This window comes from Streptomyces sp. NPDC001781, from assembly GCF_053596035.1.
The window spans coordinates 188,850-211,184 of sequence record NZ_JBSFFI010000004.1 but is presented as its reverse complement, the minus strand read 5'-3'; the positions used below and the strand labels follow the sequence as shown (position 1 = coordinate 211,184).

The following is a 22,335-nucleotide window of genomic DNA, read 5'->3' as shown; positions in this document are numbered from 1 at the left end:
GGTGGACTACGGCGCGACAAACCGGCCGGGTCCGGACGAGCCGGGCGCCGTCATCCTGCCGTACGGCGAAGAGGAGCACCCGCCCATGTCGAACCACACCTACCGGGTCAGCGAGATCGTCGGTACCTCCACCGACGGTGTCGACCAGGCCATCCGCAACGCCATCGGCCGTGCCGACCAGACTCTGCGCAACCTGGACTGGTTCGAGGTCACCCAGGTCCGCGGTCAGATCGAGAACGGGCGGATCGAGAAGTACCAGGTGTGCCTCAAGGTGGGCTTCCGCCTGGAGGACGTCTGAGACGTCAGGCCGGCCCCGCCGGGCTCAGGTCCGGCCCTCGGCTCCTGGGCCTCTTCCGGCACGACCGAGGAGGCGGCCCGTCCGGCTCGTACGACGGCGAGGCCGGCCCGCCCGGCGGTCCGGGCGGGTCTGCGGTCCGGGCGGGTCTGCGGTCCCATTCGGGCCGCATGTGCGGCTCCCCCCCGTGGAGAGTCGGTGGAGGGCGAGCCGGTCGAGGGTGTACGGGCGGCATCGCTCGGGACGCCCGGTGAGGTACACGATGTCGCAGGTGCGGGCGGCGGTACGGGCCGGCGCCATACCCTCCGCCAGTGGGTGGGCGAGGCGCGCGGCGGCGAAGAAGCCGTTCCGGTCGTGCGGGCGCCGCTCACGGAAGTGCTGCCGGTGCGCGGTCCCCGCCAGGGTGCAGTCGGGATCGAGGACCGTCACCGGTCGTCCGCCGCCGTGTGCCACAGCCCCACTTCAGGGCGGCCGTGACGCCCGGCCGGGCCTCGAGATGCGAACCCCGGCCGGGCCGGTGACCCTGGGAAGGGAAGCCTCAAGCGACCAGGAGGGCTGCCATGTCCTTTATGGACAAGATCAAGGGAATGCTCAAGGGCCACGAAGACATGGCCGACAAAGGCGTCGACAAGGGTGGCGACTACCTCGACCAGCGGACCGGCAACAAGCACCAGTCCCAGGTCGACACCGCTCAGGACAAGCTGCGGGACCAGTTCGGCTCCCAGCAGCACCGCGACAACCCGCCGCAGCCCTAGGGAGTGTATTTCGTTGTGATCATCAGATGGTCCGGGTGAGGTCTCTCAGCCAGATCATCGAGGCCCACAGGTGGAGGCCGGCGAGGTAGCTGTTGGGGGTCTTGCCGCACCGCGTGGCGATGCCTCGCCAGGCCTTCAGCTTGTCGATCAGCCGCTCGACGGCATTACGCTCCCAGCGCTACGACACGGGGATGGATGCTCGCCGGCGAACCGGCGCCGACCGGACCCGCCCGCCGGGGCGCGAAACCGCCCCTCTTCCCCGTCACCGCCATCGACGACCCGGTACTGCCCGAGGCGCTGGCCGAACTTGCGGCGGCACGGGCGGACGAGATGGACGCCGACACCGTCAACCGGGAGCGCTCCCAGCCGGATGCTGCGAGTACCGGATCGACCTGATGGCCATCCGCACGAGTGACCGCGGAAGACTTCTCATGTATTGCCACCTGGAGCAGATCCGAGCCGGACGCGGTCGTGCGCGCGGCCGGTCGCGGCACTCGCCGCGTCCGGCCCCCGGCAACAGCAGACGGGGCCGGGGATGAGCACCACTCCCGGCCCCGCCCGTCCGCCCCCTTCGGCGAACGTCTGCTGGGTTCCTACCGTTTGCCCGCCTTGCGGGTCGCGCGCAGCCACTCCTTGTTCATGCCGGTGATGGAGAAGAGGGGGATGCCCTTGGGGCAGGCGGTGGCGCACTCGCCGGCCAGGGTGCAGCCGCCGAAGCCCTCGGCGTCCATCTGGGCCACCATGTCCAGCACCCTGGTCTCCCGCTCGGGGGCGCCCTGCGGAAGGACGTTCAGGTGGTTGACCTTGGCCGAGGTGAAGAGCATCGCGGCACCGTTGGGGCAGGCCGCCACGCAGGCTCCGCAGCCGATGCACTCCGCGTGCTCGAAGGCGAAGTCGGCGTCGGGCTTCGGCACGGGTGTCGCGTGGGCCTCCGGGGCGGCGCCCGTGGGCGCGGTGACATAGCCGCCGGCCTGGATGATCCGGTCGAACGCGGACCGGTCCACCACCAGGTCCTTGATCACCGGGAAGGCGGCGGCCCGCCAGGGCTCGATGTCGATGGTGTCGCCGTCCTCGAAGGACCGCATGTGGAGCTGGCAGGTCGTGGTGCGCTCGGGTCCGTGGGCGTCGCCGTTGATGACCAGGCTGCACGCACCGCAGATGCCCTCGCGGCAGTCGTGGTCGAAGGCGACGGGGTCCTCGCCCTCCAGGATGAGCCGTTCGTTCAGGACGTCCAGCATCTCCAGGAAGGACATGTCGGGCGAGATGCCGTCCACCTCGTAGGTGGACATGGCGCCGTCGGTGTCGGCGTTCCGCTGGCGCCAGACGCGCAGGGTGAGCCTCATGCGTAGCTCCGCTGGGTGGGGTGGACGTACTCGAAGACGAGGTCTTCCTTGTGCAGGACGGGGGCCTCGCCGGTGGCGGTGAACTCCCAGGCGGCCGCGTAGCCGAACTCGTCGTCGCGGCGGGCCGCCTCTCCGTCCGGGGTCTGGGACTCCTCGCGGAAGTGGCCCCCGCAGGACTCGGCGCGGTGCAGGGCGTCCAGGCACATGAGCTCGGCCAGTTCGAGGTAGTCGACGATGCGGTTGGCCTTCTCCAGCGACTGGTTGAACTCCTCGCCGGTGCCGGGAACCTTGATCCGGCGCCAGAACTCCTCGCGGATACGCGGGATTTCGGTGAGCGCCTTGCGCAGGCCCTCGGCGTTGCGGGCCATCCCGCAGAACTCCCACATCAGTTCGCCGAGTTCACGGTGGAAGGAGTCGGGGGTGCGGTCGCCGTCGACGGCGAGGAGCAGGTTGACCCGGTCCTCGGTCTCGGCCAGCACCTCCTGCACCTCGGGGTGCTCGTCGGTCAGCCGCTCCTGGTGCGGGTGGCGGGCCAGGTAGTCGTTGAGGGTGGCCGGCAGCACGAAATAGCCGTCGGCAAGGCCCTGCATCAGCGCGGAGGCGCCGAGCCGGTTGGCCCCGTGGTCGGAGAAGTTGGCCTCACCGATGGCGAAGAGCCCGGGGACCGTGGTCTGGAGGTCGTAGTCCACCCAGAGGCCGCCCATGGTGTAGTGCACGGCGGGGTAGATCCGCATCGGCACCTCGTAGGGGTCCTCGTCGGTGATCCGGTGGTACATGTCGAAGAGGTTGCCGTACCTGGCCTCGACCGCCTTGCGGCCCATGCGCGCGATGGCGTCGGAGAAGTCCAGGTAGACGCCCTGGCCGCCGGGTCCGACCCCGCGTCCCTCGTCGCAGACGTTCTTGGCCGCGCGGGAGGCGATGTCACGGGGGACCAGGTTGCCGAAGGAGGGGTAGATCCGCTCCAGGTAGTAGTCCCGCTCGTCCTCGGGGATCTCCCTGGCCGGGCGGGTGTCGCCCTCGGTCCTGGGCACCCAGATCCGGCCGTCGTTGCGCAGCGACTCGCTCATCAGCGTCAGCTTGGACTGGTGGTCGCCGGTGCGCGGGATGCAGGTGGGGTGGATCTGGGTGAAGCAGGGGTTGGCGAACAGCGCGCCGCGCCGGTGCGCCCGCCAGATGGCGGTGGCGTTGGAGTTCATGGCGTTGGTCGACAGGTAGAAGACGTTGCCGTAGCCGCCGCTCGCCAGGACCACCGCGTCCGCGAAGTGGGTGTCGATCCTGCCGGTGATCAGGTCGCGGGCGACGATGCCGCGCGCCCGGCCGTCGACCACGATCAGGTCGAGCATCTCGGTGCGCGGGTGCATCTCCACGTTCCCGGCCGCGATCTGCCGGGACAGCGCCTGGTAGGCGCCCAGGAGCAACTGCTGTCCGGTCTGGCCGCGGGCGTAGAAGGTGCGGGAGACCTGGACCCCGCCGAAGGAGCGGGTGTCCAGGAGTCCGCCGTACTCGCGGGCGAAGGGCACGCCCTGGGCCACGCACTGGTCGATGATCTCGACGGAGATCTGCGCGAGACGGTGCACGTTGGACTCGCGGGCGCGGAAGTCGCCGCCCTTGACGGTGTCGTAGAACAGCCGGTGCACCGAGTCGCCGTCGTTGCGGTAGTTCTTCGCCGCGTTGATGCCGCCCTGCGCCGCGATGGAGTGGGCCCGGCGCGGCGAGTCCTGGTAGCAGAACTGCACGACGTGGTAGCCCTGTTCGGCGAGCGTGGCGCCCGCGGAGCCGCCCGCGAGGCCGGTGCCGACGACGATGACGGTGTGCTTGCGCCGGTTGGCCGGGTTGACCAGCCTGGCCTCGAAGCGGCGGGTGTCCCAGCGCTCCTGGACCGGGCCGGAGGGAGCCTTGGTGTCGGCGACGGGATCGCCGGTGGCGTAGTCGGTGTAGGTCATGGTCAGCTCACCACTTGGGTCATGACGCCCACGGGTACGGCGATGAAGCCGGCCGTGAGCAGCAGCGCGAGGACATTGGCGGCGGCCTTGAGGACCCGGTCGCGGGTCCGGCCGCCGGCGCCGAGGGTCTGGGCGGCGCTCCAGAAGCCGTGCCGGATGTGCAGGCCGAGGGCGAGCATCGCCGCGATGTAGACGACGTTGCCGTACCAGGTGGAGAAGGTGTCCACCACGTTCTGGTACGGGTGACCCTCCTGGAAGCCGCCGGAGTGCACGGTGCCGGTGGTCAGGTCCAGCAGATGCCAGACGATGAAGAGGCCGAGGATGATCCCGCCCCAGCGCATGGTGCGGGTGGCATAGCTGGTGCGCGCCTTCTTGTGCACGTACTTGCTGGGCCGGGCCTTGATGTCGCGGCGGCTGAGCTGGTAGGCGGCGGTGGCGTGGGCGACCACGGCGGCGACCAGGACCACCCGGATGATCCAGAGCGTCCACTCGTAGTGCATGAACGGCTCGCCGACGGTGCGCAGCCAGTGGGCGTAGCCGTTGAACTCGCCGGCCCCGAAGTAGATCTTCAGGTTCCCGATCATGTGCGCGACCAGGTACAGCAGCATCACGATGCCGCTGACGGCCATCACGGTCTTCTTGCCGACGGAGCTGTCCCAGACCGTGCGCGCCGTCGACGGCCGTCGGTCCGTCCGCGTTGCCAGAGCCATGGACAGGACGTTACGACGGACGGGCCGATCGGTCCAAGACATGGATCGGTTGGTTTCGATAGTCTCTCGCTATCCTGGGAGGGTGCAGTTCCAGCAGCTCCAGTACTTCGTGGCCGTGGCCGAGGCCCGGCACTTCACCCGTGCCGCCGAGCGGGTCCACGTCGCCCAGCCCTCGCTCTCCCAGCAGATCCGGGCTCTGGAGCGGGAGCTGGGCGCGGACCTGTTCGTCCGGGCGCGGGGCAACATCGCGCTGACCGACGCGGGCGAGGCGCTGCTCCCGCTGGCCCGCCGCATCCTCGCGGACGCGGACACCGCCCGGCACGAGGTGCAGGAACTGGTCCAGCTCCGGCGCGGCCGGGTGCGGCTCGGCGCCACCCCGAGCCTCTGTACGGGTCTGCTGCCGGACGTGCTCCGCGCCTTCCACGACCGTTATCCGGGCGTCCAGCTCCTGATCCAGGAGAGCGGCTCCCGCGACCTGGTGCGCGAACTCGCCCGCGGCGCGCTCGATCTCGCCCTGGTCGTCCTCCCCCTCCCCGCGCCGGCGCCCGCGCTGACCACGGTCGAGCTGCTGCGGGAGGACCTGGTGGTGGTGTCCTCCCAGGATGCGCCGGCCCCCGGCAAAGGGCGGCCCGCTGTGGAGATCGCCGACCTCGAGGACGAGCGCCTGGTGATGTTCCGCTACGGCTACGACCTGCGTGAGCTCACCGTCAACGCGTGCCGCTCCGCCGGTTTCGAGCCGGAGTTCGCGGTGGAGGGCGGCGAGATGGACGCGGTCCTCGGCTTCGTCCGCGCGGGCCTGGGCGTCGCCGTCGTACCCAGGATGGTGGCCGTCCGGGCGGGCCGGGGCCTCAGGGTGACTCCGCTCGCCCGGCCCGGGTTGTCACGGACCATCGCACTGGCCCACCGCAGTGATGTGGCTCCGCCTCGAGGGGCTCGGGAACTGCAGCGGATGCTGCTGGAGCGGTGACGCCGGCCCGTGTGCCCTGCGCTGTGGTTCGTCGCGGCCGGTAGCGCGGTCCACCTGGAGGGGTGCGGAGCGCTTCGCCACCGCGCCCCTTCCCCCTTCGGCTCCCGCTCTACCCCGTCGCGTCCGCCAGGGCCAGCGAGTGGAGCTGGTCCGGGGGGCCGGGGCGGGCGTAGTACCAGCCCTGGGCGGTGTCGCAGCCGAGGAGGCGGAGCTGGTCGGCCTGGGCGCCGGTCTCCACGCCCTCCACCGTGACCGCCAGGTCGAGGCTGTGGGCGAGGGAGACGATGCCCTCGACGATCTTGAGGTCCACCGGGTCGGCCGGATACTGCTGCATCCCCTGGGTGAAGGAGCGGTCCAGTTTGAGGACGCTGACCGGGAGGCGGCGCAGGTTGGCGAGGTTGGAGTAGCCGGTACCGAAGTCGTCCAGGGCTATGTCGACGCCCATCTCGGCCAGCCGGCGCAGGGGCTTCAGGAGGCCGTCGTCGGCGCCGATCAGCGCGGACTCGGTGACCTCCAGGCACAGTGCGTCCGGGGTGACGCCCGCCCGCTCCAGGATGTCGACGGTGTCCTGCACCAGACCGGGGTGGGTGAGCTGGCACGGGGAGAGGTTGACGTTGATGCGCAGCGGGCCGGCCGTCTTCTCGCGCCAGGCACGGGCCTGCCGGATCGATTCCTCAAGGACCCACCGGCCCAGCGGGACGATCAGCCCGGTGTGCTCGGCCAGCGGGATGAAGCGGTCCGGGCCGAGCACCCCGTGCTGCGGGTGCAGCCAGCGGACCAGGGCCTCGGCGCCGTTCACGGTGCCGTCGCCGAGACGGACCAGGGGCTGGTACTCGATGAAGAACTCGCCGCGCTCCAGCGCGCTCGGCAGCGCGGTGGTGAGCCCGTGCCGGGTGATCGCGCGGGCGTCCGCCTCCGGGTCGGCCAGCTCGGCCCGGTTGCCGCCCGCCGACTTGGCCCGGTACATCGTGATGTCGGCGCTGCGCAGCACCTCCGCCGCCGTCCGCTCCCCCGCCGGGCCCTCGACTATGCCGAGGCTGCCGCGCACCAGCAGGTCGCGGCCGTCGATGCCGACCGGGGTGAGCAGGGCGTTGCTGATGCGTTCGGCCAGCTCCTCCACCCCGCGCTCGGTGTCGCGGCCGGTGGTGAGGGCCACGAACTCGTCACCGCCGAGCCGGGCCACCATCTCGCCGGGCGCGGCGGTGCAGGACTGGAGCCGGTCCGCGACCTCCACCAGCAGCCGGTCGCCGGCCGCGTGCCCGAGGCTGTCGTTGATGGCCTTGAAGCCGTCGAGGTCGAGGTAGCACAGGCCGAAGCGCTGGCCCTCGCCGGCCGCGAGCGCCTTCTCCAGGCGCTCGAAGAACAGGGTCCGGTTGGGCAGCCCGGTCAGCGCGTCGTGCGTGGCCTCGTAGCGCAGCCGGAGGTGGAGCAGACGGCGCTCGGTGGTGTCCTCCAGCATCGCCAGCTGGTACTGCGGGGTGCCGTCCGCGTCGCGGAGCAGGGAGACCGTGAGGTTGGTCCACAGGGCGGTGCCGTCGGTCCGGTTGAACGCCTTCTCCACGTGGTAGTGGTCGCGTTCGCCGCGCACGAGCTCCTCGTAGAGCCGCCACGTCTGAGGCGCGTCCTCGGGGTGGGTCCAGTCCCGGACCTTCCGGCCGCGCATGGAGTTCTGGGAGATGCCGAACATGCGCTGGAGGGCACCGTTGACCTGGAGGATGTTGCCGTCGAGGTCGGCGATGCCGATGCCGATCGCGGCTCCCTCGAACACCGCGCGGAAGCGGGCCTCGCTGGCGTGCAGCGCCTCGGCGACCACGCCCTGGGCCCGCATGGCGGCCTGGGCGATGGACTCCTGCTCGGCGAGGGTGCGCTCGCGCAGCGCCTGGGCGTACCCGGCGGCCATGGCGTGCTGCAACCGTGAGGAGCGCATGCGGAGTTGGTCCTGCGGGCTGTCGTCACCGCAGTACAGGACGAGGTAGGCGTCCACGCAGTCCAGGGTGCGGGCGAGCACCTCCGGGTCGGTACCGTGCGCCTCGACCAGCGCCGCGCCGACCGCCCGTGCCTCCCCGGCGTCGAAGCTTCTGGCCCTGAGCGCCCGGCTGAGGCGGTGGGCGAGGGGGAGCAGCCGCTCCTCGAACTCGGCGCGGGTGAGCGACGTGGAGGTGACGGGGTAGACGGCCCGGCTCCATATCGTCGTCAGCCGCCGCACTCTGCCCTCCGGGCCGTCCGGCTCCGCGCTCACGCCGTACGCCCCACGCCGGCGAACCCGGAGAACGCGAAGTCGTCCTCGTCCTCCCGCGCCGACTCCGGCCGCCAGTCCGGGAGGTAGACCAGTCCCGGGTCGAGCAGCTCGAAGCCGTCGAAGAAGCGGGCTATCTCGTCGCGTCGGCGCATGACCAGCGGGTTGCGGATGTCCCGGTACACGTCCACCGCGCCCTCGGCGCGCTCCTCGGGCAGCGGGATGCCCTCGTAGGAGGCGTGGGTGAGGATCAGCAGGCTGCCGGGCGCGAGCGCGGCGCGCAGTTCGGCCACCGCGCGATGGGGGTCGTCGGTGTCCTCCAGGAAGTGCAGGACGGCGACCAGCAGCAGGGCGACCGGCCGGTCGAGGTCGATCAGGCGGGCCACCTCGGGGCTGGTGAGGATCTCCCGCGGCTTGCGCAGGTCGGCGGCGACGACTCCGGCGTCCTCGTTGCCCGCGAGCACGGCCTGGCTGTGCGCGACGGCGACGGGGTCGTGGTCGACGTAGACGACACGCGCGCCGGGCCGGGCGGCCTGGGCTATCTCGTGGACGTTGCCGAAGGTGGGGATGCCGGAGCCGACATCGAGGTACTGGTCGATGCCCTGCTCGGCGGCGAAGCGCACGGCCCGTCGCAGGAAGGCCCGGTTGGCCTGCATGATCTTGGGCAGGCCGGGGAGGAACTCCATCGCCTTGCGGGCCGCTTCCCGGTCGACCTCGAAGTTGTGCGAACCGCCCAGGTAGTAGTCGTACATGCGCGAGACGCTCGGCACCGAGACGTCGATGCTCCGGGGGGCCCAGGCGGGGCGCTCCATGTATCACTCCAAGGCGTAGGCGGCAGGGACGGGCGAGCCGGTGTTCGAGCTGAGGCTACTGATCGCCCGCCAAAGGGGCGACCCGAAACGGAAATTGACCATCCGTTCCCGGTCACCGCCTGCGGGAAGTACCCGTCCGACCCCGCTGGGTGACGGCCCGCGCGCACGGCGCAGGGCCCGCCCCTCCGCGTGACACGGACGGTGCGGGCCCTGCGCCGGGTGGTGACCGCTACTGGGCGGGCGCGCCGATCGGCTTGCCCTCGGGCGAGACGGCGTACCAAGTGCCGCCCACGCCTTGGCCGTTGGTGTCACCGGGCGCCTTGTCTCCGGTGAAGGTGTAGACGGGCCAGCAGTTGACCGACATCTGCTTCACACCGTCGGGACGGGTGAAGGGCATCAGGCCCTTCTTCTTCACGCCCTGGGTGTCGTCGGCGCTCACCGGCGCGACCGCGGGCCACTTCTCCAGGCACGCCCCGGTGCAGTTGGAGACGGACTTCGGCCACGCCTTGTCCTTGAGGAAGCGGTAGACCGTGCGGCCGTTCCTGTCGACGACGATGTCACCGAGCTTGGGGTCCTTGCGGACGGACAGGCCGGGCAGCGAGGTCAGCGACGCCTTCTTGCCGTTGGGGGCGAGCGCGAACCACTTGCCGCCCACACCCTGGCCGTTGACGTCGCCCGAGTTGAGGTCCTTGGCGTAGCGGTACGCGGGCCAGCCGCCGATGGTGAGCTGCTTGGTGCCGTCGGCGCGGGTGACCTCGCCCAGCATGGCCTTGTCGATACCGGCACCGGCGTTGGCGTCGTCGGCCGGGACCGGGGGCCAGGTGGTGGCGCAGTCGCCGTCGCAGTTGGTCTTCGGCGGCTCGGCCGTGTCCTTGTCGAAGCGGTACAGGGTGAGGCCGGACCCGTCGGTGAGCACGCTGCCTAGCTGCGGGTTGGTGGCCACCGTCAGCTTGCCCGCGGGAGCGGCGGGGGTCGGGGAGGCGCTGCTCTGGGCTCCGTCGGCGCCGTAGCCGTTGCCCGGGGTGACTCCGGTACCGATACCGGCGGCACTGGCCGACGCTCCCACGTTCTGGGCAGCCGCGGCCGGGGGTGTGACATTTTCCTGACCGCACGCCGTCGTCAGCGCCAGCACCGAAGCGGCCGTGGCCACCAGTGCGGCGGTCCGCCAGGAGGTCTTCATCCTCAACTCCCCATTTTCGCCTGTTCGTTGCGGCGCCACTGAGTCACCGCACGGCCATGGGTACGCGGCGCGGGGGGCGGAGCGTTCAACGGATCGGCGAAAAACTTCCGGCGGTGCGACACCGGGTGCTCCGAAGGGTGGTGGCGCGTACGGGCGTACCCATCGGCCCCGCCCGGGCCGGCAGGCGCGTCAAACCAGGTGAGGCACGCTGTCCCTCCTTCGGACCAATTGCCGTACGAATGGCGGCCGAGGCCTCACGGGGACCTCCATGATCTTGCTCGTGCAAGGTCCCCAAGCAACCCGACGCGCGGTCGCCACCAGGGCGTTGGCGCTGCTCGCGGTGGTGTGGAGCGTGGCCGGCTGCCCGGTCGGCACGGCGTCGGCCGACGCCTGCGCCTACGCCTCCACGGGCCCGGACGGCACGGTGGCCGTGGCGGTGGCAGGAAACCACCACCCCGGCCCCCCGCCGTGTCCTCCGCCACCCCCGCCGCCGTGCCCGCCGACGCCCACACCTGCCCCGACTCCGACGCCCACCCCGACACCCCCGCCCGCACCCACCCCCACACCGGCGCCCACCCCGACCCCCGCTCCTCCCCCGCCCCCGCAGCCCCCCGAGCCGCAGACCCGGCCGACGCCGGCCGCACCCAGGCCCCCCGTCCGGCCGACGCCTCCCCCACCGGCACCGCGCCCGGCCCCGACACCACCGTCCCCGCCCGCTGCGGCACCCGTACCCGCGCCGCCCCGGCCCGCACCGAAGCCCACTCCCCGGCCGGCCGTGACCCGGGTGAACTACCCGGCGTACCACGCCCGTGCCGCCGGGCACATCGCCCGCTCCCGCACCTCGCCGGTCCGCTACGTCCTGCTCGTCACCCTTCCCGCGATCGTCGCCGTCGCGGCTCTGCGCCCGCGGTGACGCGGCCGCGTCCACCCCTGGAGGTATCCGTTGTCGGATTGGCTCGTTCTCGTCCTTGGCATGCTGGGCGCCTGTGCGGTGGTGGTGCTGGTCACCCTCGTCCGGCACCGGCGCGCGCCGGAGGACGAGGACCCCAGCGAGACACCCGACGTCATCGAGTACATGACGATGTGGATCGGGGTGGTGTACGCCATCGTGCTGGGCCTGGCCATCGCGGGTGTCTGGGAGGCGCGCAGCGCGGCCGGGGACACCGTCCAGGCCGAGGCGCAGGCGCTGCACGAGGTTTCCGAGCGTGTCCGGGTGTACCCGTCGGACGTGCGTGAGCAGGTCCGCGCGGACGTCGACGCGTACGTCTCGTACGTGGTGGACACCGAGTGGAAGTCGATGACGGACGACGGGGAGGTCACCGCGCGGGGATCGCGGCTGCTGGACAGGGTGCGGCAGGACGTGACCGACTACCAGCCCCGCAGCGACTTCGAGGCGCAGGCGTACCAGCCGCTGGTGGACCAGGTCGCCGCTGCCGACCAGGCGCGCAACGCCCGTGCCGACTCCACCGGCGCGACCATGCCGCCCGTGGTGTGGTGGGGGCTGCTGGCCGGGGCGGTGATCACGGTGGGCATGGTGTTCGCCCTCCAGATCCGGCGCACCCGGCGGGAACTGGTCCTCGCGGGGCTGTTCTCGGCGACCATCGCCTTCATGCTGTTCCTGATCTGGGACTTCGACGCACCCTTCAGCCGCGGCATCGCGGTGACGGCGGAGCCGTTCCTGGCGCTCTTCCCGCACGCGTAGGCATGCCGGACGGTGTTGGTGCCGTTCCCGTCGCCCATGCCGTCCGCGACGGCGACGGGGGCGGCGATACCAAGGACGGTGATCGCGGCGCACGTGGCCGCCACCCGTTCGCCTCCCGCTCCGTCGCCGCCCGTCCGCGCGGGACTTAGCGTTTTCCCATGCGCGACGCACGTGGTGACAGCCGCGTCGAGAGGGGATGGCGAATGTCCGCGTCCGAGCCGGCGGAGTGGGGCGAACGGGAGGAGCGGCGCAGGAGACGCGCCCCCTGGGGCGTCCTGGCGCTCGTGCTGCTGACCGGTGTGGCGCTGATCCGGAGCGGGTCCGGCGAGTTCGACGTGGGGCCGCCGCAGCCCGCCGCGGCCGCGGCCCCGGCCACCGACGCGCGGTCCCTGCCGAGCGCGAGCGGGACCGCGGCCGTCCCGGGCCCGGCCGGCCTGCCGTTCTCCCCCGCCGACCGGGTCCGCATCCCGGCGATCCAGGTCGACGCCCCCGTCACCCCGGTGGGCCTGGACGCGGACGGCTGGGTCGGTGCTCCCCCGCCCGGGGACCCGAACCTGGCCGGCTGGTTCACCGGCGCGGTGTCCCCCGGCGAGAAGGGCACCTCGGTCATCGTCGGCCATGTCGACAACACCCGGGGCCCGGCCGTCTTCTACGGCCTCGGCGCGCTGAAGAAGGGCGACCGCGTCGAGGTGGCCCGGCAGGACGGCCGGACCGCGGTGTTCGAGGTCTACGGGGTGGAGGTGTTCGAGAAGAGCAGGTTCCCCGGTGCCCGCGTCTACGGCTCCAAGGGCACCCCGGAGCTGCGCGTGATCACCTGCGGCGGCGGTTTCTCCAAGAAGAACGGCTACGACGGCAACGTGGTCGTCTTCGCCCGCCTGGCCGCGGGGGCCTGAACCGCCGCGGCCAGGGGGCGCGCAGCCGTCCTCAGGCCATGCGGCGGGGCGGGACGGTGAGGTGGTAGCCGTGGTCGAGCAGATAGGGCAGGTACTCGCGGATCGCGCGGACGCTCTGCGTCCGGTCGCCCCCGGCGTCATGGGAGAGGATGACGACGCCGGGGGCGGCGCCGTGTTCCACCCGCCTGACGACCGTGCCGGTGCCGGGGGTCATCCAGTCGGTGGTGTCGACGGTCCAGGCCATCGGCTCCATGCCCATCTCGGCGCCGAGCTGGAAGGTGGCCCGGTTCCAGGCGCCGTAGGGGGCGCGGAACCACTGGGGACGGTCTCCGTAGGCGTCCTCGATGACGTCGCTGGTGCGCTCGATCTCGTCGCGGATGTCACGCCGGGCCATCTGCGTGAGCAGTGGGTGGGTCCAGGTGTGGTTGCCGACCACATGCCCCTCCTCGGCCATCCGGACCAGGAGTTCCTTGTTGTCGACGGCCATCTCCCCGCACACGAAGAACATCGCGCGTACGTCGTACTTGGCGAGGGTGTCCAGGATGTGCGGGGTGTAGTCGGGGTGGGGGCCGTCGTCGAAGGTGAGCATCATGTTCCTGCCCCTGCCGGACAGGCGCAGGATGGGCTGGTGACGCACCTTCAGCTTCCCGGGGGCGGCGTGCGGGGTGCCGGAGCCGATGAGGGGCTGGAGGCGGAACGCGGAGGGCTTGAGGGCCTGGCGGGCCTGGGGCCCGGCGAGGCCGGTGGTGGTGCGGGCGGCCTCGTCGCCGCCGCCCGACATGAGGGCTCCCCCGACGCCCGCGGCGCCGAGGACGGCGGCCGAGCCGAGGAGCATCCGGCGCCGTGTGAACAACTGATCCTTCTCCATGAACCATCAGTCGCCCGCCGGGCCCGCGCCGCACCGCACCGACACCGGTGCGGCGGGTCCGATCCACCCGGTCGGCCCAACGACGGCGCGATCCGGAGGGCACTCCTGCCCGTCCACTGGACGGAACGGCGGCTTCCGATAGCCTCACCGCCGTGACGGAACAGCAGGCAGAGCACGAGCGGCACCGGTTCGAGCGGGGCACGGACGGTCCCAAGGTCATCGTCGTCGGCGTGGACGGCTCCGACTCCTCGCTGCGGGCGGCCGCCTACGCGGGTGGACTCGCCCGGCGGCAGGGGGCGCTGCTCGCGGTGGTGTACGTGCAGCCGGTACTGGCGGCCGGGGCGGCGCTCGGTGTTCCGGTGGCGCAGGCCACGGACGAGATCGCCGAGGACCTGATCGCGCAGATCAGGGAGGCGGCGGAGCGGGTGAAGGGGATATTCGAGGTGCGCTGGGAGTTCCACACCTTCCGCGGCGACCCCTTCAACGGCCTGGTGCAGGCCGCCGGCGAGCTGAAGGCGGACGCGGTGGTGGTGGGCGCCTCGGAGCAGGCCGGGCACCGGATCATCGGGTCGGTGGCGGTCCGGCTGGTGAAGGCGGGACGCTGGCCGGTGACGGTCGTCCCGTAGCGCAGGACCGCAGCATCGGCGTGGTCGCCAGGAGCAGCACCCCGGCCGCGGCGATGGCGGTGCGCGGGCCGGTGAGCGAGGCCAGCAGGCCCCACAGCGCGGTCAGTGCGGCCGTCCCGGTCCTGGTGGAGACCGACCAGGCGGAGAGCGTACGGGCGACCCGGTCGTCCGGGGTGCGCTCCAGCCGCTCGGCGGCGAGCAGCGGGTTGAACACGCCCGCGCAGGTGATCAGGCACAGCTCGACCACCATGACGAGGACCAGGCCGGGCACGCCGGGCCGGACCAGGGCGAGTCCCACCGGCCAGCAGGCCCGCAGCACGCCCGAGGCGAGGAGCACGCGGCGCCTGCCGTGGCGGGCGGCGAGCGGACGGGCGAGCCGGGAGCCGAGGAGGCCGCCGAGGCAGGGAACGGCGAAGGCGAGGCCGTAGCTCCAGGGCGTGAAGCCGAGCGGGCCGAGCATCAGGACCGCGAGCGGCGGGGCCTGGGCCATGATCAGGCCGTTCACCAGGACCGTGTTGAGGAACAGCGGGCGCAGTTCGGGGCTGGTGAGCAGGTGCCGCCAGCCGTCGAGGAGGTCGGCGGCGCGCGGGCGTGACGGGTCGCGGGGCGGGCGTCCCGGGGCGGTCTCGGAGCCTTTGACGGCGCGGATGCCGAGGGCGGACAGCAGGAAGCTGAGGGCGTTGGCGGCGACCGTCACCACGGGCCCGGACAGGCCGACGAGGGCACCGCCGAGCGGGGGTCCGAGCACCGTGGCGGTCCAGGTGGTGGACTCGAGCCTGCTGGTGGCGGTGACGAGGCCGGCGCGCGGCACGAGGCTCTTGAGGTGGGCGCCGAAGGCCGCGGTGAAGGTGAGGTCGGCGGCGGCCACGACCACGGAGACGAGCAGTAGTTGGCCGAAACCGAGCACCCCGAGGAAGTGCGCGGCGGGGACGGCGAGCAGGGCGGCGCACCGGACCAGGTCGGCCGTGATCATGACGGGGCGTTTGCGGCGGAACTCCGTCCAGGGTCCGAGCGGCACCGCGAGCACGGCGCCCACGGCCGGTCCGGCGGACGCCAGGAGCGCCACCCGGGCCGGCCCCTGGTGCAGCACCAGCAGCGCGACCAGCGCGAAGGCGTCGAACGCCAGCCAGGTCCCGGCCGCGCTGACGGCGTACGCCGCCCACAGCCATCCGAAGCGCGACCCCAGCCTCATGCACAACCTCCCGTTGACCAGGGCCATGAAATCGGCCCCGGGAGGGCGGGAGCAAACAACCGAAACCCCCGCATGCACAACCAATCGTTGTGCAGGCGTACTGTGTGCTGATGGATCTCAAGGCCGTGCGCACCTTCGTCGCCGTCGCGGACTCGGGCCAGTTCCAGGAGGCGGCCGCCGTGCTCGGCGTCACCCAGCAGGCCGTCTCCAAGCGGATCGCCGCACTGGAGCGGGACCTCGGGGTGCGCCTGTTCCACCGGACCGGGCGGGGCGCCGAACCGACGCTCGACGGAAGGGCGTTCCTGCCGCACGCGCGGGCACTGCTGCTGGCCGGGGAGCGGGCGGCCGCCTCGGTCCGGCGGGGCCGCCGGGCGCTCCGGGTGGACGTGATCGGCCCGCGCGTCGCCCCGGCCGTCCTGCTGCGTGGCTTCCACGAGGCTCATCCGGGGGTGGAGCTGGAGGTGGTCACACTGTTCGACGCCGACACCGCCGTCGCCGCCGTACAGGCGGGCCGGGTCGACGCGACCTTCCGCGCGGTCGGCATGCCGGGCCGGCCGCTGCCCGCGACCCTGGCGAGCGCCCGTGTCCTGGACGAGCCGCTGCGTCTGCTCACCGGTCCCGGGCACGCTCTCGCCGACGCCGAGTCGGTGACACCGGCCGAGCTGGCCGGACACCGGATCTGGATGCCGGGCATCGTGGAGGGCGTCGAGTGGGCCGCGTACTACACCTCGCTGGCGGCGGAGTTCGGACTCACCATCGACTCGGCGGGACCCAACTTCGGCAGCGCTGCGATGCTGGAGCGCATCGCCGGGTCACCGGAGCTGGCGACGTTCATGGGTGAGCATCCCCGGCCCGCCGGGCACGGTGTGCGGCTGATCCCGATCACCGGGCCGACGCCGGTCTATCCGCACTCCCTGATCTGGGACCGGGCCAACGCCCACCCGGCCCTGACCGCCCTGCGCACGCATCTGACCGGCGGGGCGGGGACGCGGCGCGGCGCCGGTACCTGGGTCCCGGACTGGACCGTGGGCTGAGCCGTCGTGCGTGGCGCCTTCCGAACGGACCGCCCCTGAGCCATCATGATCCGCCGTCAGCCGTTTGCCGTCGGGGAAGAGGTGAGGCGCGTGGCCAAGATCCGTTCGGGTGAGGGGATTCTCCGTCGCAAACCCATTGAACACATCGAGGAGGCCGAGACGGGCGAGGGTGGTCTGACCCGTTCGCTCGGCATGTGGCAGCTCACCGCGATCGGGGTGGGCGGCATCATCGGCGCCGGCATCTTCACGCTCGCCGGCACGGTCGCCAACGGCAAGGCCGGGCCCGCGGTGGTGGTGTCGTTCCTGATCGCCGGCCTCGCGAGCGCCTGTGCGGCTCTGTCGTACGCCGAGTTCGCGGGCATGATCCCCAAGGCGGGGTCGGCGTACACCTACGGGTACGCGGTGCTCGGCGAGTTCGTGGGCTGGTTCATCGGCTGGGACCTGCTGCTGGAGTACACCGCGATCGTGGCGGTGGTCGCCATCGGCATCTCCGGCTACTTCAGCTTCCTGGTCGAGGAGGCGGGCGCGAATCTGCCCGCCTGGATGCTGGGCGCGCCCGGTACCGGCTCGGGGCACCGGGTCGACCTGTTCGCGGCGATCCTGTGCCTGCTGATCGCCTGGCTGCTGAACCAGGGCATGAAGAGCGCGGCCCGGTTCGAGACCTTCGTGGTGGCGCTGAAGGTACTGGTGGTGCTGCTGGTGATCGCGGTGGGCTTCTTCCACATCGACACCGCGAACTACCACCCCTTCTTCCCCTTCGGTATCAGCGGCGCGTTCACCGGAGCGGCCACCGTGTTCTTCGCGGTGTTCGGCTACGACGCCATGTCGACCGCGGCCGAGGAGTCCAAGGACGCCCAGCGCCACATGCCGAAGGCGATCATCTACTCGCTGATCATCTCGATGGTGCTGTACGTGGCGGCCTGCCTGGTGCTCACCGGCATGCAGAACTACAAGGACATCGACCCGGAGAGCGGGTTCTCCTCGGCCTTCAAGTCGGTGGGCCTCGGCGGACTGGCCGACGTCATCGCGGTGGGCGCGATCATCGGCATCCTCACCGTGATGTTCACCTTCATGCTGGGCGTCACCCGCGTCTGGTTCTCGATGGCCCGCGACGGCCTGCTGCCGCGCTGGTTCGCCAAGACGCACCCCACCCGGCACGTGCCGACCCGGGTGACGTGGGTCGTGGGCGCCGGGGCGGCCGCCATCGCCGGGTTCGTGCCGATCGGCGAGGCGGCCGAGCTGACCAACATCGGCATCCTGCTGGCCTTCGTGGTGGTGTGCGTGGCGGTGATCGTGCTGCGCTACCGGCAGCCCGACCTGCCGCGCGCCTTCCGCACCCCGCTGATGCCCTTCATCCCGGCGCTCGGCGCGCTGTTCTCGCTCTGGCTGGTCACCTTCCTGGAGTGGCAGACCTGGGTGCGGTTCGCCGTCTGGTTCCTGGTCGGCTGTGTCATCTACTTCGGCTACTCCTACCGGCACTCGGCACTGGCCCGGCGGACGCCCGCCGAGTGATCACTGCCCCATGGTGAGCCCGGCCTCGGCCGCACCCCGGCTCAGTACGGACTTCCGTACCCGGTCTCGGATGGCGGCGAGGTCGGCGCCCGCGGCGACGGCCCGGTTCACGTCGATGGCGCGGCCGGCGTCGAGGTCGTACACCTGGGGCAGGAACTCTGCGCGGCTCACCTCCCAGCGGGCGCCGGGCCCGGTGGGCGGGGCGAAGGCGAAGCGGGCGAGGGTGGACTCGTTGCCGCGCCACTCCCCCGGGCCGTCGCCGCCGTCCGCGATCTGGTCGCCCATGCCGTAGACCACCCAGGTGCCGTTGACCTTCTCGTATGGCTGGGGCACGTGGGCGTGGTCACCGAGGACGAGGTCGATGTCGGGGCGGCCGCCGGTCCGGGCGGCGGTGAGCTGCCTGGCGAGGGTGACCTGCCCGGCGTCCGGGGCGTCCTGCCAGGCGGGGCCCCAGTTGACGGAGAGCACGACCACGTCGGCGCCCGCCTTCCGCGCGGCCCGCGCGGCGGCGGCGATCCGGCCCGCGTCGGCCGGGTCCACCGCCCCGGACCGGCCGGTGGTGTCGTAGGCGTAGGACAGATGGGCGACCTTCGCGGTGCCCGCGCGCAGCAGGGTGACGGTGCGGGCCTCCGTGTCGGTGCGGGAGGTTCCGGCGTGACGTACGCCGGCCTGGTCGAGGGCGTTCAGGGTGCGGGTGATCCCGGCGGCGTCGGCCTGCGGGGACGCGGTGGAGCAACTGTCGTAGCCGGTGGCGGCGAGGGCCTGGGCCAGTGGGGGCAGCGCGGCGACGGCCGGGTCGCCGTCGGCTCCCTGCACCGGCTCCAGGTGACACAGCGCCAGGTCGGCCCCGGAGACGGCCGGCCGGGCTCCGGCGAGCACGGGGCGGAAGTCGTGCCCGCCGCCGGAGGCGTCGAAGCCCGCCCGGTCGGCGGCGGACGCGTACGGCTGGACGCCACCGGCGGCGACGAGCGTGAAGCCCTTCCCGGGGGGCGCGGGCTGCCCCGATCCAGCCCCGGCCCGGTCCTGATGCTGGCAGGCGGCCATCGCCGCGAGCACGGCGGTCAGCGCGAGGCCCACCTGGTGCCTGCGTCCGATCATCAACTCACCCCGGGATCGCCGGAAGGTACTTGTCGTATTGACAGACAAGTTCTGACGGGCATATGGGTATGAAGCTGACCTGCCGCCCAAACAGCCCCTAGCCCATCCGGTGCCGCCGGGCCGCAGGGCGACCGTTCGTCCGACCGTTCACCGCGCCCGGGCGACCGCCCGCCGCACCGGCGTGCGCGCGGGGTGTCGCCGGCGGCCGGGCTGCGCTGCCATACGGCCATGACGGCCGGGACCACTGCCCCAGGGACGACGACCGCCGAGCACGAACTCGCCGCGCTGGCGCGGGAGCACGGGCGGCCCCTCTTCGCGCTGCTGCTGCGGCTGAGCGACGGGGACCGGCAGCGCGCCGAGGACCTGGTGCAGGAGACCCTCGTCCGGGCCTGGCAGCATCCCGAGGCGCTGCGCGCCGAGAACTTCGCCTCGGCCCGCCCCTGGCTGCTGACGGTCGCCCGGCGGCTGGCCATCGACGCCCGGCGGGCACGGCGGGCCCGGCCTCCGGAGGTGGTGGAAGAGGTGCCGGAGAGCGCGCGCGTCACCGCCGACCACGCCGAGCGGGCCGCCGCCGCGCTCGACGTCCGCGAGGCTGTGAAGACACTCACGCCGCACCACCGTGACGTGCTGGTACTCGTGTACTTCCGCGGGGCCAGTGTGGCGGAGGCCGCGGAGATCCTGGGCGTTCCACCCGGTACCGTGAAGTCCCGCGCGTACTACGCACTGCGCGCCCTGCGCCAGGTCCTTCCGGGATACGCGACTGACCTGCGGTGAAACCGGACGCCTGGTCAAGCCTCGGTAAAGCGCCTTGCCGTGACCCCCGTCGGGGCCATGAGCTGTCCTCATCCGTGTTCCGGGCGGGGGGCCGGGTTCGGGCGACGCGCACGCACCGGAGGAAGGCAGGCAGGGATGCTCCACAGAGGCCACGAGAGCACGAGCGGCCCCGGCGGCGGTGAACTCACCGTCCCGATGGCCTGGTTCTACGCCGAGTACATCGCCGACGAGCTGCTGCGCACCGGCGACCTGATGCCGCCGACGTCCTTCGAGTTCCGGGCGGGCCGGGACGCGCTGGCGCTCACCGTCTTCCTGTCCGACACCGAGGGCGAACTCTCCGGGGTCCGGGTCATCTCGCAGTTGGAGACCTGGCTCTCCCTGACGGCCTACGACCAGCCGTGGCAGGAGTGGATCGGCGGCCGGATGGCCGAACTCACGGCCCGGGCGGCCGCTTCGAGGACCCCCGACCCGGACCTGGCGCTCGCGGGGGACGCCTGGCGCTGGCTGGAGGAGACCGAGCTGCTCGCACCGGACCTGGACGCGGTGCCGGGCGGTGGCGCGCCCTGGAGTGAGGACGAGGGGCCGAAGGTGTGGACCCCGGCCTGGCGGCTCGGCCTGCCGCTCGGCCACCTGGCCATCCATCTGTTCTGAGCCCGCCCGGGACACCGGACCCGGCGGGCTTTTCGGCCACTTGGAACTCGGACCAATCCGGGGCCCCGGCCGCTCCGAATCCCCATCGGGTTTCTGCGTGCGGCTTGAGTCATTCCGGCGTCCGGTGCGTACCAATGGGTGCACCGCGTAACCCCACCCGCACCCATAGGCACGAGGATTCGGCATGAGGTCCCTGGAAAGGCATCGCGCCGTCGGCGCGTACGCGCTCGGCGTGCTGGACGAGGCGGAGACCTTCCGCTTCGAGGACCACCTCGCCGAGTGCTCGCAGTGTGCGACGGACGCGGCCGAATTCGGCCCCACGGCACGGCAGTTGATGCTGTACCGGGAGGCCACGCCCGCCTTCGTACCCGTACTGGCCCAGCCCGGCCCCCGGCTGCTGGACCGGCTGCTCGGCGAGATCGCCGTACGCCACCGGGCCCGCCGGCGCAGAGTCCTGTACGGGCTCGCCGCCTCGGTGGTGCTCGCGGTGGCCGGTCCCTCGCTGATGGCCTTCGCCGGTCACGGGCAGCCCTCGTCCCGGGTCACGGCGGCGACCGATCCGGACACCGGGGTCTGGGCGCGGGTCACCACCGAGGGGGAGCGCTGGGGCAGCGGGCTGCGCCTGGAGGTGCGGGACAGCGCCGGTCCGCACTCGTGCCGGCTGATCGTGGTCGGCCGGGACGGCTCGGAGCAGGTGGCGGGCGGCTGGACGGTCGGCGCGCACGACGAGGGCACCACCGCGACCACGGCCGGCTCCTCGCTCGGACCGGACGACATCGACCACTACGAGGTGCGCACGGACAAGGGCGAGCGGCTGGTGACCCTTCCCGCGCGGTGACCGGCGCGGTTCACTTCAGCAGGCGGGACAGCCTGCGGTCGGCCAGCGGTTTGCCGCCGGTCTGGCAGGTGGGGCAGTACTGGAGCGAGGAGTCGCTGAAGGAGACCTCGCGGATGGTGTCCCCGCACACCGGGCAGGGTTCGCCGGTACGGCCGTGCACGCGCAGTCCGCTCTTCTTCTCCGCCTTCAGCCGCCCGGCCGCGACCCCCCGCGAGCGCTCCACCGCCTCGGTGAGGGTGCCGCGCAGCGCGGTGTGGAGGCGGGTGGTCTCCTCGGGGGTGAGGGAGGCGGCGAGCTTGAACGGGGACATCCCGGCCGCGTGCAGGATCTCGTCGCTGTAGGCGTTGCCGACCCCGGCGATCAGGGACTGGTCGCGCAGCGCGCCCTTGAGCCGGCGCCGCTCGCCCTTGAGCAGCCCCGCGAAGCGCTCCTCGTCGAAGTCGTCGGCGAGCGGGTCGGGGCCCAGCCGGGCGATCCCCGGCACCTCGGCCGGGTCGCGCACCACGTACACCGCGAGCCTCTTCTGGGTGCCGGCCTCGGTGAGGTCGAAGCCCTCGCCGCCCTCCAGCGCCACACGCAGCGCCAGGGGGCCCTTGCCGGGGCGCGGCGGGGCGTCGGGCACGGCGTCACGCCAGTGCAGCCAGCCCGCGCGGGCCAGGTGGGTGACGAGGTGCAGGCCGTTGTCGCTCTGAAGGTCCAGGAACTTGCCGTGCCGGCGCACGGCCGCGATCTCCGTGCCCTCCAGGGCGCCGACCGGCGGATCGTAGGTCTTCAGCACGCTGATGGCGAGCGGCTGCACGCGGGTCACCCGGCGTCCGGCCAGGTGCTCGGCGAGGAAGTCCTTGAGCGCTTCTACCTCGGGCAGTTCCGGCATGTGTCCAGGGTGCCACCGGCGGGCCGCGGTGA

At 72.4% G+C, this 22,335-nt stretch carries 23 protein-coding genes and 2 pseudogenes; 13 read left to right on the top strand and 12 right to left on the bottom strand.

All coding sequences use genetic code 11. The annotated features are described in order from the left end of the window. Positions 1 to 85 precede the first annotated feature (85 nt). Entirely contained in the window at positions 86 to 298 is a 213-nt protein-coding gene (locus tag ACWCV3_RS05685) for a dodecin (protein ID WP_086694297.1), read from the top strand. A 24-nt stretch (positions 299 to 322) separates the two neighbouring features. Here the strand turns inward: ACWCV3_RS05685 and ACWCV3_RS05680 are convergent. Then, positions 323 to 748, bottom strand: a pseudogene (locus ACWCV3_RS05680) (hypothetical protein). A 107-nt stretch (positions 749 to 855) separates the two neighbouring features. On the opposite strand from ACWCV3_RS05680, the gene ACWCV3_RS05675 reads away from it, so the two are divergent. Beyond that, the gene (locus ACWCV3_RS05675) at positions 856 to 1,050 is read left to right on the top strand and encodes an antitoxin (RefSeq protein ID WP_451218805.1); all 195 of its coding nucleotides are present in this window, start codon (positions 856 to 858) and stop codon (positions 1,048 to 1,050) included. 22 nt (positions 1,051 to 1,072) lie between these two features. On the opposite strand, the pseudogene ACWCV3_RS05670 reads toward ACWCV3_RS05675, so the two are convergent. Next, positions 1,073 to 1,222, bottom strand: a pseudogene (locus ACWCV3_RS05670) (IS5/IS1182 family transposase); the annotation flags it as partial. Between the two features lie 23 nt (positions 1,223 to 1,245). Here ACWCV3_RS05670 and ACWCV3_RS05665 point away from each other — a divergent pair. Continuing rightward, the gene (locus ACWCV3_RS05665; RefSeq protein WP_451218803.1) at positions 1,246 to 1,446 is read left to right on the top strand and encodes a hypothetical protein; all 201 of its coding nucleotides are present in this window, start codon (positions 1,246 to 1,248) and stop codon (positions 1,444 to 1,446) included. 197 nt (positions 1,447 to 1,643) lie between these two features. Here ACWCV3_RS05665 and ACWCV3_RS05660 read toward each other — a convergent pair whose 3' ends face one another. From ACWCV3_RS05660 to ACWCV3_RS05650, 3 genes are read right to left on the bottom strand one after another with little or no spacing between them, the layout of a single operon-like run. Continuing rightward, positions 1,644 to 2,393: a succinate dehydrogenase/fumarate reductase iron-sulfur subunit gene (locus ACWCV3_RS05660; RefSeq protein WP_451218800.1), complete on the bottom strand. Its 750-nt coding sequence runs from the start codon at positions 2,391 to 2,393 to the stop codon at positions 1,644 to 1,646. Further along, positions 2,390 to 4,336, bottom strand: coding sequence for a fumarate reductase/succinate dehydrogenase flavoprotein subunit (locus ACWCV3_RS05655; protein WP_451218797.1), 1,947 nt, complete (start codon positions 4,334 to 4,336; stop codon positions 2,390 to 2,392). The genes ACWCV3_RS05660 and ACWCV3_RS05655 overlap by 4 nt, the downstream gene beginning before the upstream one ends. 2 nt (positions 4,337 to 4,338) lie before the next feature. Then, entirely contained in the window at positions 4,339 to 5,046 is a 708-nt protein-coding gene (locus tag ACWCV3_RS05650) for a succinate dehydrogenase (protein ID WP_451218794.1), read from the bottom strand. A gap of 82 nt (positions 5,047 to 5,128) precedes the next feature. On the opposite strand from ACWCV3_RS05650, the gene ACWCV3_RS05645 reads away from it, so the two are divergent. After that, positions 5,129 to 6,013 carry a LysR family transcriptional regulator gene (locus tag ACWCV3_RS05645; RefSeq protein ID WP_451218791.1) on the top strand — a complete coding sequence of 295 codons (885 nt, stop codon included), beginning with the start codon at positions 5,129 to 5,131 and terminating at the stop codon, positions 6,011 to 6,013. 109 nt (positions 6,014 to 6,122) lie between these two features. Here the strand turns inward: ACWCV3_RS05645 and ACWCV3_RS05640 are convergent, their stop codons facing one another. The 3 genes from ACWCV3_RS05640 to ACWCV3_RS05630 form a co-directional block, all read right to left on the bottom strand. After that, complete coding sequence (locus ACWCV3_RS05640; RefSeq protein WP_451218788.1) at positions 6,123 to 8,252, bottom strand: putative bifunctional diguanylate cyclase/phosphodiesterase; 2,130 nt, start codon at positions 8,250 to 8,252, stop codon at positions 6,123 to 6,125. After that, positions 8,249 to 9,061: an SAM-dependent methyltransferase gene (locus ACWCV3_RS05635; protein WP_451218785.1), complete on the bottom strand. Its 813-nt coding sequence runs from the start codon at positions 9,059 to 9,061 to the stop codon at positions 8,249 to 8,251. Before ACWCV3_RS05635 ends, ACWCV3_RS05640 begins: the two co-directional genes overlap by 4 nt. A 229-nt stretch (positions 9,062 to 9,290) precedes the next feature. Beyond that, positions 9,291 to 10,241: an SCO0930 family lipoprotein gene (locus ACWCV3_RS05630; RefSeq protein WP_451218782.1), complete on the bottom strand. Its 951-nt coding sequence runs from the start codon at positions 10,239 to 10,241 to the stop codon at positions 9,291 to 9,293. A 775-nt stretch (positions 10,242 to 11,016) separates the two neighbouring features. Between ACWCV3_RS05630 and ACWCV3_RS05625 the strand changes: the two genes are divergently transcribed. The 3 genes from ACWCV3_RS05625 (at position 11,017) to ACWCV3_RS05615 (ending at position 12,836) form a co-directional block, all read left to right on the top strand. Beyond that, positions 11,017 to 11,154: a hypothetical protein gene (locus ACWCV3_RS05625; RefSeq protein ID WP_451218779.1), complete on the top strand. Its 138-nt coding sequence runs from the start codon at positions 11,017 to 11,019 to the stop codon at positions 11,152 to 11,154. Positions 11,155 to 11,184: 30 nt separating this feature from the next. Continuing rightward, positions 11,185 to 11,943: a bestrophin-like domain gene (locus ACWCV3_RS05620; RefSeq protein WP_451218776.1), complete on the top strand. Its 759-nt coding sequence runs from the start codon at positions 11,185 to 11,187 to the stop codon at positions 11,941 to 11,943. A 203-nt stretch (positions 11,944 to 12,146) separates the two neighbouring features. Beyond that, positions 12,147 to 12,836, top strand: coding sequence for a class F sortase (locus tag ACWCV3_RS05615; protein WP_451218773.1), 690 nt, complete (start codon positions 12,147 to 12,149; stop codon positions 12,834 to 12,836). Between the two features lie 31 nt (positions 12,837 to 12,867). Here ACWCV3_RS05615 and ACWCV3_RS05610 read toward each other — a convergent pair whose 3' ends face one another. Beyond that, positions 12,868 to 13,704 (bottom strand): polysaccharide deacetylase family protein, encoded by an 837-nt coding sequence (locus ACWCV3_RS05610; RefSeq protein WP_451218770.1) that lies wholly within the window; start codon positions 13,702 to 13,704, stop codon positions 12,868 to 12,870. Between the two features lie 152 nt (positions 13,705 to 13,856). Between ACWCV3_RS05610 and ACWCV3_RS05605 the strand changes: the two genes are divergently transcribed. Then, positions 13,857 to 14,330 (top strand): universal stress protein, encoded by a 474-nt coding sequence (locus ACWCV3_RS05605; protein WP_350747674.1) that lies wholly within the window; start codon positions 13,857 to 13,859, stop codon positions 14,328 to 14,330. On the opposite strand, the gene ACWCV3_RS05600 is transcribed toward ACWCV3_RS05605, so the two are convergent. Beyond that, complete coding sequence (locus ACWCV3_RS05600; RefSeq protein ID WP_451218767.1) at positions 14,266 to 15,522, bottom strand: MFS transporter; 1,257 nt, start codon at positions 15,520 to 15,522, stop codon at positions 14,266 to 14,268. The two genes, ACWCV3_RS05605 and ACWCV3_RS05600, sit on opposite strands and share 65 nt — an antisense overlap. Before the next feature lie 110 nt (positions 15,523 to 15,632). On the opposite strand from ACWCV3_RS05600, the gene ACWCV3_RS05595 reads away from it, so the two are divergent. Together ACWCV3_RS05595 and ACWCV3_RS05590 are read left to right on the top strand one after the other, a co-directional pair. Further along, on the top strand, positions 15,633 to 16,556 hold the full coding sequence (locus ACWCV3_RS05595; protein ID WP_451218764.1) for a LysR family transcriptional regulator: 924 nt from the start codon (positions 15,633 to 15,635) through the stop codon (positions 16,554 to 16,556). 90 nt (positions 16,557 to 16,646) lie between these two features. Beyond that, positions 16,647 to 18,068, top strand: a complete 1,422-nt coding sequence (locus ACWCV3_RS05590) for an amino acid permease (RefSeq protein WP_451218761.1) — start codon at positions 16,647 to 16,649, stop codon at positions 18,066 to 18,068. On the opposite strand, the gene ACWCV3_RS05585 is transcribed toward ACWCV3_RS05590, so the two are convergent. Beyond that, on the bottom strand, positions 18,069 to 19,166 hold the full coding sequence (locus ACWCV3_RS05585) for a CapA family protein (protein ID WP_451218758.1): 1,098 nt from the start codon (positions 19,164 to 19,166) through the stop codon (positions 18,069 to 18,071). It abuts the gene before it with no gap. Positions 19,167 to 19,394: 228 nt separating this feature from the next. Here ACWCV3_RS05585 and ACWCV3_RS05580 point away from each other — a divergent pair, with 228 nt between their 5' ends. The 3 genes from ACWCV3_RS05580 (at position 19,395) to ACWCV3_RS05570 (ending at position 21,429) form a co-directional block, all read left to right on the top strand. Next, positions 19,395 to 19,940 carry a sigma-70 family RNA polymerase sigma factor gene (locus ACWCV3_RS05580; protein WP_451218755.1) on the top strand — a complete coding sequence of 182 codons (546 nt, stop codon included), beginning with the start codon at positions 19,395 to 19,397 and terminating at the stop codon, positions 19,938 to 19,940. A gap of 135 nt (positions 19,941 to 20,075) precedes the next feature. Continuing rightward, positions 20,076 to 20,591, top strand: a complete 516-nt coding sequence (locus ACWCV3_RS05575) for a hypothetical protein (RefSeq protein WP_451218752.1) — start codon at positions 20,076 to 20,078, stop codon at positions 20,589 to 20,591. 184 nt (positions 20,592 to 20,775) lie between these two features. Further along, positions 20,776 to 21,429, top strand: a complete 654-nt coding sequence (locus tag ACWCV3_RS05570; RefSeq protein WP_451218749.1) for a zf-HC2 domain-containing protein — start codon at positions 20,776 to 20,778, stop codon at positions 21,427 to 21,429. A gap of 10 nt (positions 21,430 to 21,439) precedes the next feature. Here ACWCV3_RS05570 and ACWCV3_RS05565 read toward each other — a convergent pair whose 3' ends face one another. Beyond that, complete coding sequence (locus ACWCV3_RS05565) at positions 21,440 to 22,303, bottom strand: Fpg/Nei family DNA glycosylase (RefSeq protein ID WP_451218746.1); 864 nt, start codon at positions 22,301 to 22,303, stop codon at positions 21,440 to 21,442. Positions 22,304 to 22,335: the final 32 nt, after the last annotated feature.